Origin of the sequence: Antrihabitans stalagmiti (genome assembly GCF_016482825.1) — a bacterium.
GTDB classification, from domain to species: domain Bacteria; phylum Actinomycetota; class Actinomycetes; order Mycobacteriales; family Mycobacteriaceae; genus Antrihabitans; species Antrihabitans stalagmiti.
Genome location: NZ_JAEMNV010000010.1, coordinates 23,124 through 41,819 on the forward strand (window position 1 = coordinate 23,124; position 18,696 = coordinate 41,819).

At 64.4% G+C, this 18,696-nt stretch carries 5 protein-coding genes; 2 read left to right on the plus strand and 3 right to left on the minus strand.

What is annotated here, in order from left to right; translation table 11 throughout:
- Window positions 1–19: 19 nt before the first annotated feature.
- Window positions 20–13,288, minus strand: coding sequence for a non-ribosomal peptide synthetase (locus JGU71_RS24800; RefSeq protein WP_199707432.1), 13,269 nt, complete (start codon window positions 13,286–13,288; stop codon window positions 20–22).
- Between the two features lie 377 nt (window positions 13,289–13,665).
- Between JGU71_RS24800 and JGU71_RS24805 the strand changes: the two genes are divergently transcribed.
- Both JGU71_RS24805 and JGU71_RS24810 read left to right on the plus strand, forming a co-directional pair.
- Window positions 13,666–15,075 carry an APC family permease gene (locus tag JGU71_RS24805; RefSeq protein ID WP_199707434.1) on the plus strand — a complete coding sequence of 470 codons (1,410 nt, stop codon included), beginning with the start codon at window positions 13,666–13,668 and terminating at the stop codon, window positions 15,073–15,075.
- A gap of 32 nt (window positions 15,076–15,107) precedes the next feature.
- The gene (locus JGU71_RS24810) at window positions 15,108–15,590 is read left to right on the plus strand and encodes a peroxynitrite isomerase (RefSeq protein ID WP_199707436.1); all 483 of its coding nucleotides are present in this window, start codon (window positions 15,108–15,110) and stop codon (window positions 15,588–15,590) included.
- Here JGU71_RS24810 and JGU71_RS24815 read toward each other — a convergent pair.
- Window positions 15,587–16,885, minus strand: coding sequence for a lipase family protein (locus JGU71_RS24815; protein ID WP_199707438.1), 1,299 nt, complete (start codon window positions 16,883–16,885; stop codon window positions 15,587–15,589). The two genes, JGU71_RS24810 and JGU71_RS24815, sit on opposite strands and share 4 nt — an antisense overlap.
- A 178-nt stretch (window positions 16,886–17,063) precedes the next feature.
- Window positions 17,064–18,623, minus strand: a complete 1,560-nt coding sequence (locus JGU71_RS24820; protein ID WP_199707440.1) for a long-chain-fatty-acid--CoA ligase — start codon at window positions 18,621–18,623, stop codon at window positions 17,064–17,066.
- Window positions 18,624–18,696: the final 73 nt, after the last annotated feature.

Sequence of the window (18,696 nt, forward strand, 5' to 3'; positions counted from 1 at the left end):
TTGGTGTGTCGCGCGATGGTCATGATGCTTCGAGGATCGTCGCACCGGAACTGCTGAGATGTCGTTCGAGCACCGCGGCCAACTGAGGCAGCACCTCCGGTGCGGTCATGTCGTCGTGCAACGCGTCGATCGGATGGTTTTCGGTCGCCCCGCCGACATACGGTGCCCAACTCGAAAATGCCCGTGTGTCATCGCCCGCTTCGGCAGCCGCAGTGAAGAAAACGAGATTGCCGTCGAAAACGTTCGGTTCGAACGCAGCGACTATCCGAGCGGACCTGTTGTAGGACGCTGTCATTCGTTCCAGATGGCCTGCGTCGACGAACGTCGCGCCACCGACGCCTGTTCGAACGAGTTCTGCCGCATGCTCGGCCGTCAGGTCGGTTGGGACGGAATCGAAACCGAAAACCTTGCCGAACTCGGCGAAGAACTCACCGACGCTCAACTGCGGCGGCGCCTCGAAGTGCCGAACGCCGAGGTCTGCGTCGAGCAGGGCGAGTATCGCCACGGTCTCCCCTGCCGCACGCAACCGCGTGGCCACCGCATGCGCGATGAAGCCGCCGAGCGACCAGCCGAGGATGTTGTACGGACCGACAGGTTGCACGGTACGAATTGCCGTGACGTAGCGATCAGCGAACTCGTCGATCGACTGCGGAATGGGTTCGGTCCCTTCCAGTTCCGGTGACTGCAAGGCGTAGATCGGTCGTTGCGGATCGAGATGCGCGGCAAGTCCGGCGTAGCTCCAGCCGAGCCCGGACGCAGGATGGATGCAGAACAGCGGCGCGGCGGTCCCGGTCTCACGGATCGGCAGCAGGACTGCGAGCGGCGATCCCGCTGGCTCTGCCGGTTCGTGTTCGTGCCGACCGATGCGGCGCGCAAGCGCTTCGACCGTCGGGTCGTTGAAGATCCACATGACGGGAACCGCAAGTCCGAGAGCCGAACCGAGTACGTCGACGACCCGAGTAGCGATCAGCGAGGTACCGCCCAGGTCGAAGAACGATTCGTCGATACCGACCTCGTCGAGCCCGAGTACTTCTGCGAAACCTGCGGCGACCGCCTCTTCGAGCGGCGTCCGCGGCGCGCGGATGATCCGGGTCCGGTTCGAGAAGTCGGGCGCCGGAAGCGCTTTGGTGTCGAGCTTGCCGACCGGTGTCAGTGGGATCGACTCGAGCACAACGATCGCAGCGGGCACCATGTAACCGGGTAGGACTGCGGCGACCGACTCTCGCAACCTGTCGACGTCGATGTCGGCACCTGCTACGGGCAATACGTACGACGCCAACACGGTTGCACCGGTCGGTCCTTCGGTCCCGATTGTCGTCGCGAACTCGACCTCGTCGGCAGCGGTCAGCGCAGCGTCGATCTCGCCGAGTTCGATGCGGAACCCACGAATCTTGACCTGGTAGTCGTCGCGGCCGAGGTATTCGAGCTCGGCGACGTCGGAACCACTCCAGCGCACCAGATCACCGGTGCGGTACATCCGTTCGGCGCTGCCGCCGAACGGATTGGCGACGAAACGCCCACACGTCAGATCGGGTCGATTGTGATATCCGCGCGCCAACGCGGCACCGGCAAGATACAGCTCGCCGACAACACCGACCGGTACCGGACGCAGCCACGAATCGAGTACGAGCAGGCTCGCGCCGAGCACCGCACTGCCGATCGTGATCGGCGCGCCGGGCTCCAGCCGATCCGAGCCGGTCGCCCAGATCGTGAACTCCGTTGGGCCGTAGAGGTTCACCATCTTTCGGCCAGGTGCCCAGCGGGCAACGAGTTCACTGCCGACCGCCTCACCCGCGACCGCGAGGACCCGAAGACAGTCGAGCCCGAGCGGTTCCATCGTCGCGAGGGCAGCAGGGGTGATCACCATGTGCGAGACCTGTTCGGACCTGATCAGGTCGGCCAGTTCGCGACCGCCGAGGACTGTCGGCGACACGGCGACCAGGCGCGCGCCCGACCCGAACGCCATCAACGCCTCGAACGCCGAGGCATCGAAACTCGGCGACGCGAAATGCAGCACCGTCGAGTCGGCCGACAGTTCGAGTGAGTCACGTTGCGCGCGAAGCAGGTTCGCGATCCCGGCCTGGGTCACCGAGACACCCTTGGGAACGCCGGTCGACCCCGAGGTGTAGATCAGCCATGCCGGGTTCTCGATGCGAAGTACCTCGAGTCGGTCCGCATCCGTGATCGCGGCAGCCGAGGCAGCCGAGATCGATGCCGCAACATCCGTGTCGTCGAGCACGAGCCAGGTGGTGTCACCCGGCATCCGGTCACGATGTGTGGAGACCGTAACGCCCAGCACCGCAAGGGAATCGGTCAGCATGTGCGAGATTCGCTCGGGCGGATGCTTCGGATCGACCGGAACGAACGCGGCACCGGACTTGGCGACCGCCCACATGGCGACGATCGACTCGACCGACCTGGTCAGTGCGAGCGCGACGACGGTGTCGGGTCCGGCGCCTGCCGAGATCAGCGTCCTGGCAAGCCGATTGGATCGCTCGTCGAGGTCGGCGTAGGAGACGTGCACACCGTCTGCTGTCAGGGCGATGGCGGCCGGATCGACGGCAACAGCAGCGGCGAAGACGTCAGCCAACGTGGTCGGCGACTCCACATCGTCCGACGGCGCCGCCACAATTCGTCGATAGTCGGACGGCGACAGCATCTGCAATTGCGCGCACGGCAGGTCAGGCGTCGCCGTGAACGCCTCGAGTATCCGCACCAGGCGTTGCGCGACGACATCCACCGCATCCCGATCGAACACCGCGGCAAGCGATTTCAATTCCAGGTGCAACGTCTCGCCCGGCATCGCGAGCAGTGTCAGGGGGTAGTGCGTATCGTCGTGCGCTGCCACATCGGCAACGCGCATACCCGCGATGTCCATGGTCTGCAGCAGCTCGTCCTGATCGATCGGGTACGACTCGAACACCGTCACCGTATCGAAAAGTGCACCGACACCGACCAGCTGCTGAATCTCCGCGAGCCCGACGTACTGATGATCGAGCAGTGCGGTCTGACTCTCCTGTATCCGCTCCAGCAGCTGCACCAACGTCTCCGCCGGGTCGAGCCGCACCCTGATCGGGAGGGTGTTGATGAACAGTCCGATCATCGACTGGACACCGAAGATCTGTGGCGGCCGACCGGACACCGTCGTGCCGAAAGTGACGTCGGTTCGTCCGGTCAGGTTGGCCAGCAACATCCCCCACGCGGCCTGCACGACCGTATTGAGGGTGATGCCACGCTCCCGGGTCAGGCCGACAAGAGCCTGCGACGCCGCCGCGGACAACTCCACGTTGATCGCAACCGTGTCGGGCGTGTGCGCCTCGTGTGGATCGAGTGCTGGCGCGAGAAGAGTCGGTTCCGCCACTCCTGCAAGCGCATCCGCCCACGCCTCACGTGCCGCTGCCCGGTCCTGCGTCGCGAGCCAGGACAGGAACTCACGGTAGGAACGGGCCGGTGCGAGCACCGAGACATCCGCGTTCGCCGCATACAGGACGAACAACTCCTGGATCAGAATCGGCATCGACCAGCCGTCGACCAGGATGTGATGGCAGGTGATCACCAACCGGTAGCGATCTTCCGCCGTCTTGATCAACCTGAACCGCAGCAACGGCGGCGCAGCCATGTCGAACCGCTCGGTGCGATCCACAACCGCAAGATCGTCGACCACATCGGGTTGAGCTGCGGTGCAATCGTTTTCCTGCATCGGCAACTCGGCGTGTGCTGTGACGACCTGCACGGGTCGACCACCACGATCCAGGAACGACGTCCGAAGGTTCGGGTGTCGATCGATCAGGGCCTGACCGGCCCGCCGCAACCGACCCGCATCGACGACACCTTCCAGGTCGAGGGTCATCTGGACCGTGTAGACGTCCACCGTTTCCTGGGCGAGCATCGCATGGAACAGCAGACCGGCCTGCAACGGCGCGAGGGACCACACATCCTGGAAGTCCGGGAAACGCTGCTCCCAGCTTTCGATCTCGTCCTGTGTCGTCTCGATCAACTGCAGATCGGACGGCGTGAAACCACCCGCATTCGACGCGGCACTGTGCGTAGCGAGTGCAGTAAGGGCGGCAACCCACAGCGACGCCAATTCCTCGACGTCGGCAGCGGCGATGACTCCGGTCGGATATCCGAACGATGCGCTCAACTGCGGTCCGTCGGGTCCCTCCTCGGTGACGGCGTCGATGGCGAGCACGGCTGTCGCCGGCATGTCGTCGTCGTGTGCACCACCGAGCGCTTTGCCTCCTGATACCGGCAACCACGGTCCCTCCGGTACCGCACCACCCGTTCGCCCGAGATAGTTGAAACCGATTTGCGGCGAGGGCAGTTCGGCAAGAACCGGCCGGGTTGCGCGGTTGACGTACCGCAGCAGCCCGAACCCGATGCCGTGATCGGGGACCGCAAGCAGTTGTTCCTTGACCCGCTTCACCGCCGAACCCGCCGCGGGACCACCGGCGAAAGCGTCGTCGAGATCGAGCCCGGTTACGTCGAGACGCACCGGGAACACACTGGTGAACCAGCCGACCGTACGCGAAAGATCAGCTCCCACAATCTCTTCCTGGCGGCCGTGGCCCTCCAGATTCACAACCACCGAACCGGCACCCGACGTTTCCGACGACTGCAGCCGCCACTTGCTCACCGCGAGTGCGAGTGCCGCGAGCAAGCCGTCGTTGACTCCACCACGGAACTTCTCGGAGACGGTAGTCAACATCGCGTCGGTGACGTCCACCGGAACGGTGACGCGGACCTCCTCGACGGTGTCGGCGGTGTCGATCTTTCGATCCAGCGCCCTGGTTCCCAGCAGCGGATCCGACCCACCGAGCACCGACCGCCACAGCTCCAGTTCCGCCACTAGCGATTCCGAGTTCGCAGCGTCGACCAACCCGTGCGCCCAACGCCGGAAGGAGGTACCCACCGGCGGCAGAACAGGCTTGGCACCTGCCGCTACCTGGGCACCCGCAGCGACAAGATCAGGAACGATGGTCCGCCACGACACACCGTCGACCGCAAGGTGGTGAATCACCAACCAGAGCCGCGGTGCCACGGAGGCATCACCCGCTGGATCGAACCAGACCGCTTGGACGACCCGCCCCTGGTCGGGTTCGAGCTGGTCGGCCGCAGCCGACAGTTCGCGCGCGGCGACGGCGTCGAAATCGGTTCTGTCGGTGATCTTGACGCGGTGGATGATGCCGTCCGCGGTGATCGATCCCGGTGCAAGCACTTCGAGCGACCACTCGCCATATTCGCGAACCAGCTTCGCGCGCAACGCATCGTGGTGGTCGAGCACTGCTTGCAGCGTCGCCGCGATGTCCGGTCGCTTGCTGCCGACCGGCAACGACAACATGATCGCTTGGCTGAATCGCCCGAACTCGGCGCCGGGCTCGACGAGCCACTTCACGATCGGCGTCAGCGGCACGGCACCGACACCGCCACCCGGCAGTTCCTCGACCACCTCCATCCTGTGGTCCGCGTCGCCGCGTGCACCTGCGATTTCGGCGAGTCCGGCAACGGTTTTCCGTTCGAACACGTCGCGCGGTGTGAAGTGCACACCCGCAGACTTCGCACGCGAAACAAGCTGAATCGACATGATGCTGTCGCCGCCGAGCGCGAAGAACGAATCGTCGACACCAACGGAGTCGATGCCGAGGGTCTGTGCGAACAGCTCGCACAGCTGCTCTTCGATCTCGTTGTCCGGCGCGCGGGACGGACCGCTACCACGCCCGAACGTCGGTCGGGGCAGCGCTTTTCGATCGAGCTTGCCGACCGGTGTCAGCGGAATGGACGCGAGAAACTCGATAGCCGTCGGCACCATGTAGGACGGCAGCGACTTACCGACCACGTCCTGCAATTCTTCTGCCGAGACGTTCGCCTCGGTCCCCGCGAGCACATACGACACGAGAACGGTTGCCCCGGTGGGCCCTTCGACACCGATCGTCGTCGCGAACTCGATTCGAGGGTCCGCTGTCAGAGCGGCGTCGATCTCGCCGAGTTCGATTCGGAAGCCGCGGACCTTCACCTGGAAATCCGAGCGACCGAGATACTCGAGGGCGTGACCGGATGCGTCGCCGGTCGATCCCCCGGCACCCGCGGTCCACCGGACGAGGTCGCCGGTTCGATACATCCGCGCGCCCGGGGTGCCGAACGGGTTTGCGACGAAACGAGATCCGGTCAGCTCCGAGCGCCGGTGATAGCCGCGAGCGAGGCTGGGACCGGACAGATACAACTCACCGACGACACCCGCAGGCACCGGCCGTAACCAGGTATCGAGCACCAGCGCGGTGGCGCCACGAATCGGACCGCCGATGGTGATCGTCTTGTCCGGGGCCAGCGCATCCGAACCGGTTGCCCAGATGGTGAATTCGGTCGGGCCGTAGTGGTTGAGCATCGTACGACCGGGGCTCCACCGCTCGATCACCTCCTGACCTACCGCCTCGCCTGCGACGGCGAGCACCCGAACACACTCGAGTTCGGCGGGACTGAGCGTCGCAAGCGCCGCAGGTGTGATCACCATGTGCGACACCTCTTCGGCGGCAATCAACTCGGCCAGATCGTCGCCACCGAGCACGGTCGGCGGAACGACCACAAGACGTGCGCCGGACCCGAACGCGAACAGGGCCTCCGACACCGACGCGTCGAAACTCGGCGACGCGAAGTGCAGGAACCGCGAGTCGGCTGTCACCGCCATCTCGTCGTGTTGTGCGCGAACAAGATTCGCAAGGCCACGATGGGTGACGGCCACCCCTTTGGGGACACCCGTCGAACCGGAGGTGTAGATCAGGTAGGCGGTGTTGTCGATCATCGGCTCGGCGAGCAACTCGGCACGCTCGATCGGCCCGCTGTCCGCGTTGGCAACGATCCGCGACGTCCACGGATCGTCGAGTTCGAGCCAGTCGAGCTCGCCGGGCAGTCCGGCCCGAATCTCGGCCGTCGTCACACCGACGATGGCACCGGAGTCGGTGAGCATGTGGACAATTCGGTCCTCGGGGTGCTTCGGATCGATCGGCACGAACGCCGCACCCGTCTTCGTGACGGCCCAGACCGTCGAGACCGATTCGATCGACCGGGTCAGTGCGACCGCGACGAACGTTTCCGGACGCGCACCCGACCTGATGAGCACACGTGCAAGACGATTCGACCGCTCGTCGAGGTCGCGATAGGTCACCGACTCACCGTCGAAGCGGATTGCGACCGCGTCCGGGTCGAGTGCTGCGGCGCTGGTGAGGATCTCGGGTAGCGAACGAACCTCGAGGGCATCGGGACCCGTGATCGCAACCATCGTCGATCGGGTGTTCTCGTCGCAGGGCTCGACAGCGGCGACCCTGGTCGTAGGCGCCGACGCCATCACGTGGAGATAGCGGACGCACCGCGCGACAAGCTCTTTCGCGCCGGCATCACCGATAGCGTCGGTCAAGTACTTCAACGTGACCTGCAACGACTGTGCGCCCGCCGCATTTTTGATCGGAATGACCATAAGACTCAACGGATATGGCGTCGCGTCGGAGCCGTCGGCATCGAGCACCCGCATACCCGCGATGTCGAGAGATGCGGCGAGCGCCTTTCTGTCGACGGGGTAGGACTCGAACACGGTCAGCGTGTCGAACAACTCGTGCAGACCGACCGCCGAATGGATATCGGACAGCCCGACGTGCTGATGATCGAGCAACGCGCTCTGCTCCGCCTGGATCCGAGTCACCAACGCCACCAACGACTCCGCCGGATCAAGCTCGACCCGCACCGGCAGGGTGTTGATGAACAAGCCGAGCATTTCCTCGACGCCGGGTAGTTGCGGCGGGCGACCCGACACAGTGCCGCCGAACACGACATCGGTGCGGCCGGTCAGCGTGCCGAGCACCATCGCCCATGCCGCCTGCACGGCCGTGTTCAAGGTGAAGCCGTGCTCGCGCGCAGTCGCGGTCAGCGCTGCGGTCGCGTCGGGTCCGAGTGTCAGACTCGTGGAGCCCGCTTCGGATTCGGCAACGAGGTGATCGGTGGACATGACTCGGGTGGCCGAATCTATTCCGGCGAGTGCCTGTTTCCACGCCGCGACCGAGGCCGCCCGGTCCTGCTGGGCAAGCCACGCCAGGTACGCCTTGTACGACCGCGGCGGTGCCAACTGACCGCGACCGTCGAAGGCCGCGTACAGGCCGAGTAGTTCGCGGACCAGCAACGGTGTCGACCAACCGTCGAGCAGGATGTGGTGGCCGGTCATCACCAACTTGTAGCGGTCCTCCGCGATGCGGATCAGCAGGAACCGCAGCAGTGGCGGGCTCGCCGTATCGAACTTGGTGAGTCGGTCCGCAGCGAGCAACCTGTCGACCTCGGCAGTCGACGCCGCCTCGTCGAGGGCGCTGAGGTCGACCGAGCGCCACAGTACGGCGACGTCGCCGAGCACGATCTGCCGCGGACCCGAATTGGTTTCCAGGAACGCGACTCTCAAGTTCTCGTGGCGGTCGAGGAGGGCCTGCGCTGCCTCGCGAAGACGCTCGTCGTCGACGGTTCCGGCGAGGGTCAACACGGACTGATCGGTGTACTCGTCGGTCGATTCCGCAGCGAAGACGGCGTGGAACAACATGCCGGACTGCAGCGGCGAGAGCGGCCAGACGTCCGTCAGCGACGGATAGGCACGCTCCCACAGTTCGATCTCGGCTTGGGTGGTCGACACCAACTCGAAGTCCGACGGCGTGTGGCCGCCAGCATGGCGGGTTCTCGCATGCGCAGCCAGCCCTTCGAGCGCCGAAAGCCATTGTTGTGATAGCTCTTCGATGTCGATCGAGTCGAATACACCGCTCGGGAAAGTCCAGGACACGGCAAGCTCCGCGCCATCGGGTCCGTCCTCGACGATGACATCGACGTCCAACACGGCTTCCAGCGGCAGCGTCCGATCACGGGTCCGCTCGAATGCGGCGGGTCGCCACTCGCCGGTCGAGCCGATACCCGTGCGCGCGAGATAGCTGAACCGGATCTGTGGCTCCGCGCGGTCCGCGATCGCGGTGACTCGAGCATCGTCGGAATACCGCAGTAGACCGTAGCCGACCCCATCGTTGCCGACGACGCGCAACTGCTCTTTGACGGTCTTGAGCACAAGACCGGCACCACGTCCGCCCGCATAGGCGTCGGCGAGATCGATACCCGCAACGTCCATCGCAAGTGGATGCGGCGTCGCGAAAGCGCCTACGGTACGCCGCAAGTCGGCTTCGGCAAGTGCGGTACGGCCGCTGCCTGCCACGGAAACGAGCATCGAGTCGCAGACGACGCCGCGCTCACGTCGCCACCGACTCACAGCCATCGCGAGCGCGACGAGCAGACCGTGTTCGGCGTCGCTGTGGAACCGCTCGGGCAGGGTGTGCAGCAACTCCTGCGTAAGCCGAGCCGGTACCCGCAACCGAACTCGCCCAGCGGTTTCGGTGAGGTCGACCGCAGGATCCAAGGCACGTGAACCGAGCAGCGGATCGGGTGTGTCCAGGATGGCTTGCCAGGTCGGTACCTCGGAGAAACGCTGTGCGACAGCGTCGGCGGCGCCAACCGCATGGGACCACGCGCGCAGGGAGGTAGCGACCGGCGCGAGTTCGGGCACTTCGCCCGCGTGCACTGCCCGCCACGCCGCGGCGAGGTCGGGAACGATGATGCGCCACGACTCGCCGTCGACGACCAGACGGTGTGCGACGAGCCACAGCAGACCGTTTCGGTCGTCGACGGGCGCAAGCCACACGGCCCGAACGACAAGCCCGGCGGTCGGATCGAGTTGGGCCGTAGCGATGGCAAGTTCGCGATCCGCTGCGCCCCGGAGATCTTCGTCGGCCGCGACATCGACTCGGTGCACAATGTCGTCGGCAACAACCGACCCCGCCGGCGAGACATCGAGCACCCAACCCGATTCCATTGTCTCGGTGGCACTTTCGAGATCGCCACCGTCGAGGTCCGGCACAACCACCCGCAGTACAGCGCGAAGGACGTCGTGCCGATCGAGCACCGCCTGCAGCGACGCGGTCAGTTCGGCACCGTCGATGCCTGCTGGCAGTTGCACAAGAACGGCCTGTGCATTTCCGTCGAACGAGGCGTCCTGTTCCAACAGCGCATTCGCGACGGGGGTGAGCTGAATACGCCCGACTCCCCTGCCGGGCAGTTCGCGCAACAGTCCCGCCGAAGCACCGAGATCCGTCGCAACAGCAGCCAAGCCCGCAATGGTCTTGCGCTCGAACACGTCTCGCGCCGTGAAACCGAGGCCGGCCGTCTTGGCGCGGGAGACGAGCTGAATCGAGACGATGCTGTCGCCACCGAGTGCGAAGAAGCTCTCGTCGACGCCGACCGACTCCAGACCGAGCACCTCGGCGAACAGCGTGGCGAGTGTGTGTTCCCGCGGGGTCGACGGCGCGCGACCGAGGCCCGCAGCGGATTCGAACACCGGTTCCGGCAGTGCTTTTCGATCCACCTTGCCCGACGCACTCAACGGAACAGCATCGAGCACCATGATCACCGACGGCACCATGTACGACGGCAGAATTTCTTCGACGAACGACTTCAACACCGCAGCATCGATTTTCGCGTCCTGAGCCGCCTTGACGTAGGACACGAGGACCGTCGCGCCGGCCGGCGTCGACGCACCGACGGTGACGGCGAAGTCGACGGAGTCGTGATTGGTCAACGCCGCATCGATTTCGCCGAGTTCGATTCGGAAGCCGCGGATCTTGACCTGGAAATCGGACCGCCCGAGGTATTCGAGCTCGAGCTTCTCCCCTGCCTGCACCCACCGAACGACGTCGCCGGTCCGATACATTCTCGCCCCAGGCTCACCGTAGGGGTCGGCAACGAAGCGAGAGGCAGTGGTACCGAACAGGTTTGCGTATCCACGTGCCACCCCGGTGCCCGCAAGATACAGCTCGCCCGAGGCGCCGACCGGAACGGGTTGCAGCCATCGATCGAGAACGACTGCGGTCGCACCGCGCAGGGGTCCGCCGATGGTCACCGGCCGATCCGGCAGCAGCACAGCCGATGTCGCGGTGATCGTCGTCTCCGTCGGACCGTACCCGTTGGTCATCCGGACCCTGGTTGCCCAGCGCGCCACCAACTCCGGCGGACACACGTCGCCGCCGACCACAACCGCTGCCAGGCTCGGCAGCGCCGTCGGGTCCAACGAGGACAACATGGCCGGGGCGACGTCGAGGTGCGTCACGCGGGCCGCATCGAGTACGGCTGTCAGTTCGTCGCCGCCGATGATGCCGGGTGGAATGATCACCAGCGTCGCGCCGACGCCGAACGTGACGAGCAACTGCTCGACGGAGGCATCGAAACTCGGGGAATACGCATAGGAGATCCGAGAAGCGGCGGTCACCCGCAGGTCCGCGCTTCTGTCGTCGATCAGGTTCGAGATACCGGAATGACCGACGAACACACCTTTGGGTAGTCCCGTGGAACCCGATGTATAGATGACGTAGGCGGGGTTGAGCAGCTGAATCGGAGCCGAGCGATCCGCGTCGGTGATCGGCTCGGCACCTGCTGCCTCGCAGCGCTGTTGGACATCGGGATCGTCCAGAACGATCCAGTCGACCTCGTCCGGGACTGCGCTACGTGCGGCCTGGTCGGTGACCCCGATGCGCACGCCGGAATCGTTCACCATGTGCGCGATGCGGTCGGCCGGATAGGTCGGATCGACGGGTACGAAGGCGGCGCCGGTCTTCGCAACGGCCCACACCGATACAACGGATTCGATAGAGCGTGGAAGTGCTATCGCGACAGTACGTTCCGGCCCCGCGCCGCCCGCGATCAGCACGCGAGCAAGTTGGGTAGACCGCTCGTCCACCTCCCGGTAGGTGAGCGAGCGGTCGCCGAGCACCAAAGCGACCGCATCCGGATTCGTCTGCGCACCAGCGGCGAATATCTCCGGCAGCGTTCGAGCCGCTATCGGGTCCGGGCCGCGCACGGGTGCAAGCGCGGCGCGTTCGGCGTCGTCGAGAAGTTCCAGAGTCGACAGCAGGCAGTCGGGACCACCCGCGAGGAACCGCTCCAGGTAGGAGAGGAAGCGGCCGTGGTGGCGGCGCAGGTCGTCGTCGGTGTACAGGCTCGGATTCGCCTGGAAGTCGATGTGCGTACTCGAATCACCCGCCGCCGGATACACATTGACGAAGAGGTCTTCCATCAGACCCGAGGTCAGCACATGCAGCAGGCCGACCTGATCGCCGAGGGTGATGGTCGAGTCGAACATCATGATGTTCACCGACGGACCGAACGACGCTGCTTCGTCCGGCGCGTAGCCGAGGTCGCGGAAGATGTCCTCCTGCCGGTAGCGCTGGCGTCGCAGGGCACCGGTCAGTTCCAACTGCGCGGTTCGGATCAGTTCGCCGACAGTCGATTGCGCGCCGATCGTCAGGCGCAGTGGCACCACGTTTGCGACCATGCCGCCCGACCGCCGCAGGACGGCCGTCGTCCGCGCCGAGACCGGCAGGCTCAACATCACGTCGTCGGTTCCGGTCATCCGCGCGAGGAAGGCACCGAAGGCCGCAACGATGACCGGCGCAACACTCGCGCCGCCACCGGTCGCGACCGAATCGAGCAGTCTCCCGGTACGTTCGGGCAACGGTGCGCTGAACAGCCGCGGGTGCGCGTTTGGTGGTGCGGTACGCCCGGCAAGGCTCACCGCCTGCGGCGCGCCCGACAGATGCTGCGCCCAGTATTCGCGGTCGTTGGTGAAGCGATCCGACCCGCGATACTGCAGATCCGACGAGACGATCGCAGCAAGATCCTCCGCTTTCGATTGCGGCGGTTCGACATCGGCGACGAATGCCGAATACAGAGCCGCGGTGCGCTGCACGAGCGTCATCGCCGCGAAACCGTCCAGGGCAATGTGGTGGATGCGGGTGTACCAGAGGTAGTGGTCGTCGGCGATCTGCAGGACGGTCGAGTTCACCAGCCGGTCACGCAGGATGTGCAGTGGGGCGTTGAACTCGGTGCGCATCCACGCGAGCGCGACCTGCTCGGCGTCCTGCTCGTCGCGAAGATCGACGAAAACCGGTGCGGCGTCGAGGGAGTCGTCGATGAGCTGAAACGGGATGCCGTCTACTTCGATCAGGCGCAGGAAGCCCGACCCGAATTCTCGGCCCGTCGCGACACACGCACGCCCGAGCGCGTCGACGTCGAGGTGACCGCGGATCTCGACGTACTGGGCGATCGAGATAGGCGCCGAGCCTGCGAGGTGCTGCGCGAACCAGATACCACGTTGCGCTGCGGACAACGGAAACGCGCCCGGCGGCACACCCGGAACGGCCTCGGAGGGACTCGGGCTCGATCGCTGCTGCATCTCTTCTCTCATTCACACTTCACGCCGGTCTCCGCCGATGGTTGCGGTGATCGGAGACAGTCGACACTGTTGTCAACGAATCTCGTCGTCTCCGGCCTGTTTCGACACCAACCCCGCGGTAAGGGTTCCGACCCCGAGGGTGCTCTTTCGGTCACCCTCGGGTATGCCGTCACCGTCGCACGGTTGGAAGATAACTTTGCTCCGAATAGCCCGAGTTGTCATCGGATTGCCGTGCTTTGCTCCGCACCGGACATCCGTCGTTCTTGTTGCGAGTTGCACGGATTTTCTACCGCGCGAACCTGGCACAGCGTGCATATGATCTAGATCACATGGCCGGGCGATTGGTCGGACCACAGAGTCTTCCTCGGAGGCGCGCGATGACGGATACGGGTAGCGAGCACACCAAAACCGAAGAACCGACTCTGAAGAGAGTGATGGGGCCCGGGTTGCTCCTGCTCTTCATCGTCGGCGACATACTCGGCACCGGCATCTATTCGTTGACAGGCAAAGTCGCCAACGAAGTCGGCGGCGTGGTGTGGTTGCCGTTTCTAGTTGCCTTCACCGTCGCGCTGATCACGGCCTTCAGCTATCTGGAACTGGTCACCAAGTACCCCCAGGCGGCCGGTGCAGCGCTCTACACCCACAAGGCGTTCGGGATTCAGTTCATCACCTTCATGGTGGCGTTCGCGGTCATGAGTTCCGGCATCACCTCGGCATCGACGGCGTCGCGCGCGTTCGCTGCCAACTTCTCCAGCGCATTCGAACTGGATCTCAAGACCGGCGTCTGGATCACCGTCATCGGACTGCTGTTCATGAGTGCGGTTGCCGCCATCAACTTCCGCGGTGTCGGCGAGAGCGTCAAGCTCAACGTGCTGCTCACCTGCGTCGAGTTGTCCGGTCTGCTGATCATCGTCTTCATCGGCATGTGGGCACTCGGTGTCGGCGACGGCGACTTCGGCCGCGTCACGGAATTCGACACCGGCGACCGCACCGCACTCGGCGGCGTCATCGCTGCGACGACACTGGCATTCTTTGCGATGGTCGGCTTCGAGGATTCGGTCAACATGGCCGAAGAGTGCAAGCACCCGTCGAAGATCTTCCCGAAAGTTCTGCTGATCGGCCTGATCACAACCGGCATCATCTACATCCTGGTGTCGATCACCGCCGTCGCACTCGTCCCGCCGGATCAACTCGGCGAAGGCGACACACCGCTGATCAAGGTCGTCGAGGCAGGCGCTCCCAGCTTCCCGACCGACATCTTCGCCTACATCTCGATGTTCGCGGTCGCCAACTCCGCCCTGATCAACATGCTGATGGCAAGCCGCCTGCTGTACGGTATGGCACGTCAGGGCGTCATCCCGAAGGCACTTGGCAAGGTCCATCCGACGCGCCGAACCCCTTACGTCGCCATCGTTTTCACGACGCTGCTCGCGTTCGGCCTGATCACGTTCGTCGGCGAGGTGCCCGCGCTCGGCGGTACGACCGCGCTGCTGCTTTTGGGCGTTTTCACGGTGGTCAACATCGCCGTACTCGTCCTGCGGAAAGACCCTGTCGAGCACAGCCACTTCAAGACTCCGACGTTTCTCCCCATTCTCGGCGCCGTGAGCTGCGGGTTCTTGACCACGCCGTTCACCGACCGCCCCAACGAGGAATACAAGGTCGCAGGCATCCTGCTCGCCATCGGCGTCGTGCTGTGGGCGATCACCTGGTACCTCAACAAGAAGACCGGCGCCGAGCCTGCGCAGCTGAAGCCGGAGGAGCTGACCGGCGACGGTCCGGTGAACTGAGCTACCCCGGTTCGAGCCCGTACCCTGATCCGATGCCCGAACTACACCCGTCCCTAGCTCCCGTCGCAGTCCTGCTCGGCACCTGGGCCGGTGAGGGCGCTGGCGAGTATCCGACGATCGACTCGTTCGGCTATCGCGAAGAGATCACCTTCGCTCACATCGGCAAGCCGTTTCTGATCTACAGCCAGAAGACCCGGGCTCTCGACGACGGCCGGCCGCTACACGCTGAGACGGGCTACGTCCGGGTCCCCGAGCCCGGTCGAATCGAACTTGTCCTCGCCCATCCAACCGGCGTCACAGAGATTGCGGAAGGCACGATCGCGGTGGCCGACGACGTTGTCGACATCGAACTGTCGGCAACCACGATCGGCCTCACGTCGTCAGCCAAATCGGTTACTGCCCTTGGTCGTTCGTTTCACATCGCGGGAGACGAGTTGACCTATACGTTGCGGCTCGGCGCCGTCGGACTGCCGCTGCAGCATCACCTCGCCGCGACACTGCGACGGTCGGTCTAACTGCCAGGCAGGTTCCAGCTCGCCGGTAGTTGGAAGTCGGCCTTGATCCGCGGGCCGGGCGGGAGTCCACGCAGCACCGCACTGATCCATGCCACCGCCGGTGGCCAGCCCGCGACCGCATTCACGACATGTTCGGGTAGCGGGATGGTGACGAAGCGTAGGTCGGCGCCGCGGTTCCAGTAGTCGTTGACCGTCGGCAACACCACGGCCGGCGGAATCAACTCGTCCCACATGCCGTGGAACCAGAACAGCGGGGTGTCGGGAATGTGCTTGCCGAGACTCTGCGCTTCGAGAACATCGACGACGCCAGGTGCGGTTTCGAGGGTCTTACCCGGCTGGAAGTAGTCGGATATCGGTCGGTACATGCCGGAAAGGGCAATCGTGTAGACGCAGCGACTTTCCATGTCCCGCAGGATCGTCCGACCTTCGGGAGTCAGCAGTTCCTCGGCATCGAACACGTCGGGGAACTCGCGTGACAACGACGCAAAACCCAGCCACATCGTGAAGTTGCTGATGCCGGTCAAACCTGGCTGCTGCAGCACCGCATACCGCGCTTGCGCTCGCAGATCGGCGGGAGTTCCGCCGAACGCGGTGCCGAGCAAGTTGACGTCCGGCGCATAGGTTGCACGTTGCTCTGCCGCACGAATCGAGCCCGAACCACCGCCCGAGTAGCCGTAGAGCGCGATTCCGGAGTTCGTCAGACCAAGCGTCGGATCGTTTTTCATGGCGCGAAGGCTGTCGAGCACCATCTTGCCCTCGTCCTGAGTATTGAACGTGTTGAACTGACCGTCGAAGTCGGGGATGTTGATCGCGAAGCCCTGCGCCAGCCACCCGACGACCAACGCTGCTTCCTTCATCGTGCCGGTCTGCAACGTGTACGACGGGTTGCACGCCGAATTCGTCGCATCGATCGCTTCCTGGAACGACACCACCGGGCGCGGACTCCCCTGCCACGGAATGCCGGGAGTGATCACCGACGTCGCCGTGGCAATGGGGTTGTCGCGTACGTCGTTGCTGCGGTAGAGCAACTGCTTCGTGTCGACCGGGAAAGGTATGCCGAGGACGCGGGTCTGCACATTGCGCGTGCGAATGATCTGCCCCGGAACGTAGGACCCGATATCCGAAGGCGTGTCGTACCAGGGGTCTTCGGACGGCGTCGGGATGGGCAGCAGATCGTAGAGATCGGGCTCTGTAGGCAGCTGCGGCAGTTGATTCTGATCCGGCGGGAAAGGTGGGTACGGCTCGGCGGCTGCGACGCCGACTCCCGACAACACGACAGCTACTGCCACTGCCATGGGCAACAGTGCCCATTTGGAAACCAACCCGAACCGTTTCCGAACCCCCGACATGTGCCCTCTTCTCGCCGTGCGCTTGCGGTCAGCCGACCGACGGCCAGTACATCAGTTCGACGCGAGGGGGGCCATCTGCATTTTTACAGAGTTTCTTGTCGAGACTTGTGCAACTCGCCATGCCCTAGATGTAGAACGCGCGCAGGTCTTTCTTCAGGATCTTTCCACTGGCGTTACGTGGGATGACGTCGATGTGTTCGACGCTTTTAGGCACCTTGTAGGACGCGAGACGCCCATGAGCGTGCGCGAGGATGTGGGCCACGAGTTCGTCGCGCGTGCGATCGGCAGCATTCTCGAGGACCAGAATCGCTTTGACCGACTCGCCCCACTTCTCGTCGGGTACGCCGATAACGGCAGCATCGAGCACGGCAGGATGCTCCAGCAGAACGCGTTCGACTTCAGGGCCGTACACATTCTCACCACCGGTGATGATCATGTCCTTGATCCGGTCTTCGACGTATAGATGACGGGTCTCGTCGATTCGTCCGATATCGCCAGTCCGCAGCCACCCCTCCGCTGTGAGTGTTTCGGCGGTGGCGTCGGCTCGATTGAGATAACCGGTCATGGTTTGCGCTGTGCGGAACCAGATCTCGCCCTGCGCGCCGAGGGGCACGTCGACTGTCGACTCGGGATCCACGACGCGTAACTCCACCCCGGGGATAGGAATACCGGCCGAGGTCAGCCATTCCGGATGATCGCTGTTGCGGTGGTCATCGGCAGATAGTGCGGCGGCAAGGCCGGATACTTCGGTCTGCCCGTACACCTGGATGAACTCGATTGTCGGCCAGGCCGCGAGAGCTCGTTGCAGGATAGGCAGCGGCATCGGGGCAGCGCCGTAGGCGAGGATTTTCATCGAAGCCATCGCGGCGGTTGCCGTGCCGCCTGCACCGAGCAGCGCGGTAATCACCGGCGGAACAAAGAACGCGTGTGTCGCGCCGCCTGCGAGCGCGCCGAGCAGCGAGTGCGGGTCTGGTTCGCGCAACAGCACAGTTTGCACGCCGGCGTGGATTCCCAGCAGGGCATAGCTCACTCCCCCGACATGGAAAAGCGGCATCGCGACAAGGTTCGAATCGCCGTCGGCAAATGTGATCACAGTGGACGCTGCGAGCGTATGTGCGATGAGCGCCCGTTGACTGAGGGTCACTCCCTTCGGACGTCCGGTGGTGCCGGAGCTGTACATGATCAAGCAGTCGTCCTCGGACTGAGCCTGATCTGTGGGGGCTTGCCAGCGTGCCGAGGCGAGGGTTTGCTCGTAGGTGTCGCGGTCGCCGCCGACCACGATTGTCCGCCGTATGGTCGGGAGGTCGTTGCGAATGCTATCGATCAAGGGCAGAAACTCCGCACCGACGACCAGGACCGCTGCCGCGGTGTCGTCGATCATGTAGGTCAGTTCATCCGCCGCAAGCCGCCAATTCAAAACGACGGTCGCAACGCCGATCGACGCGGCGCCGAGCATTATCTCGAGGCACGCTGGATGATTCTTGTCGAGGAACGCAACCCGGTCCCCTCGCGACAGACCGGCACCTTGCAGGGCCGCGGCCGCCGCACGGGCACGATCGCCGAGTTGGCTGAACGTGTATTCGCGATCTTCGTACTTCAGTGCTGTCGCATAAGGCATGGTCGTTGCCCAGCGACTGACGATGTCGGTCAGCAGGGTGGCGGTTGATGTGTTGGTCGTTGTCATCGGCGGGAAATCCTTCGCTGTGGTCCGTGCCGGAATCGTGTTCGATTGCTGTACTGCGCATTCGACTGGCTGA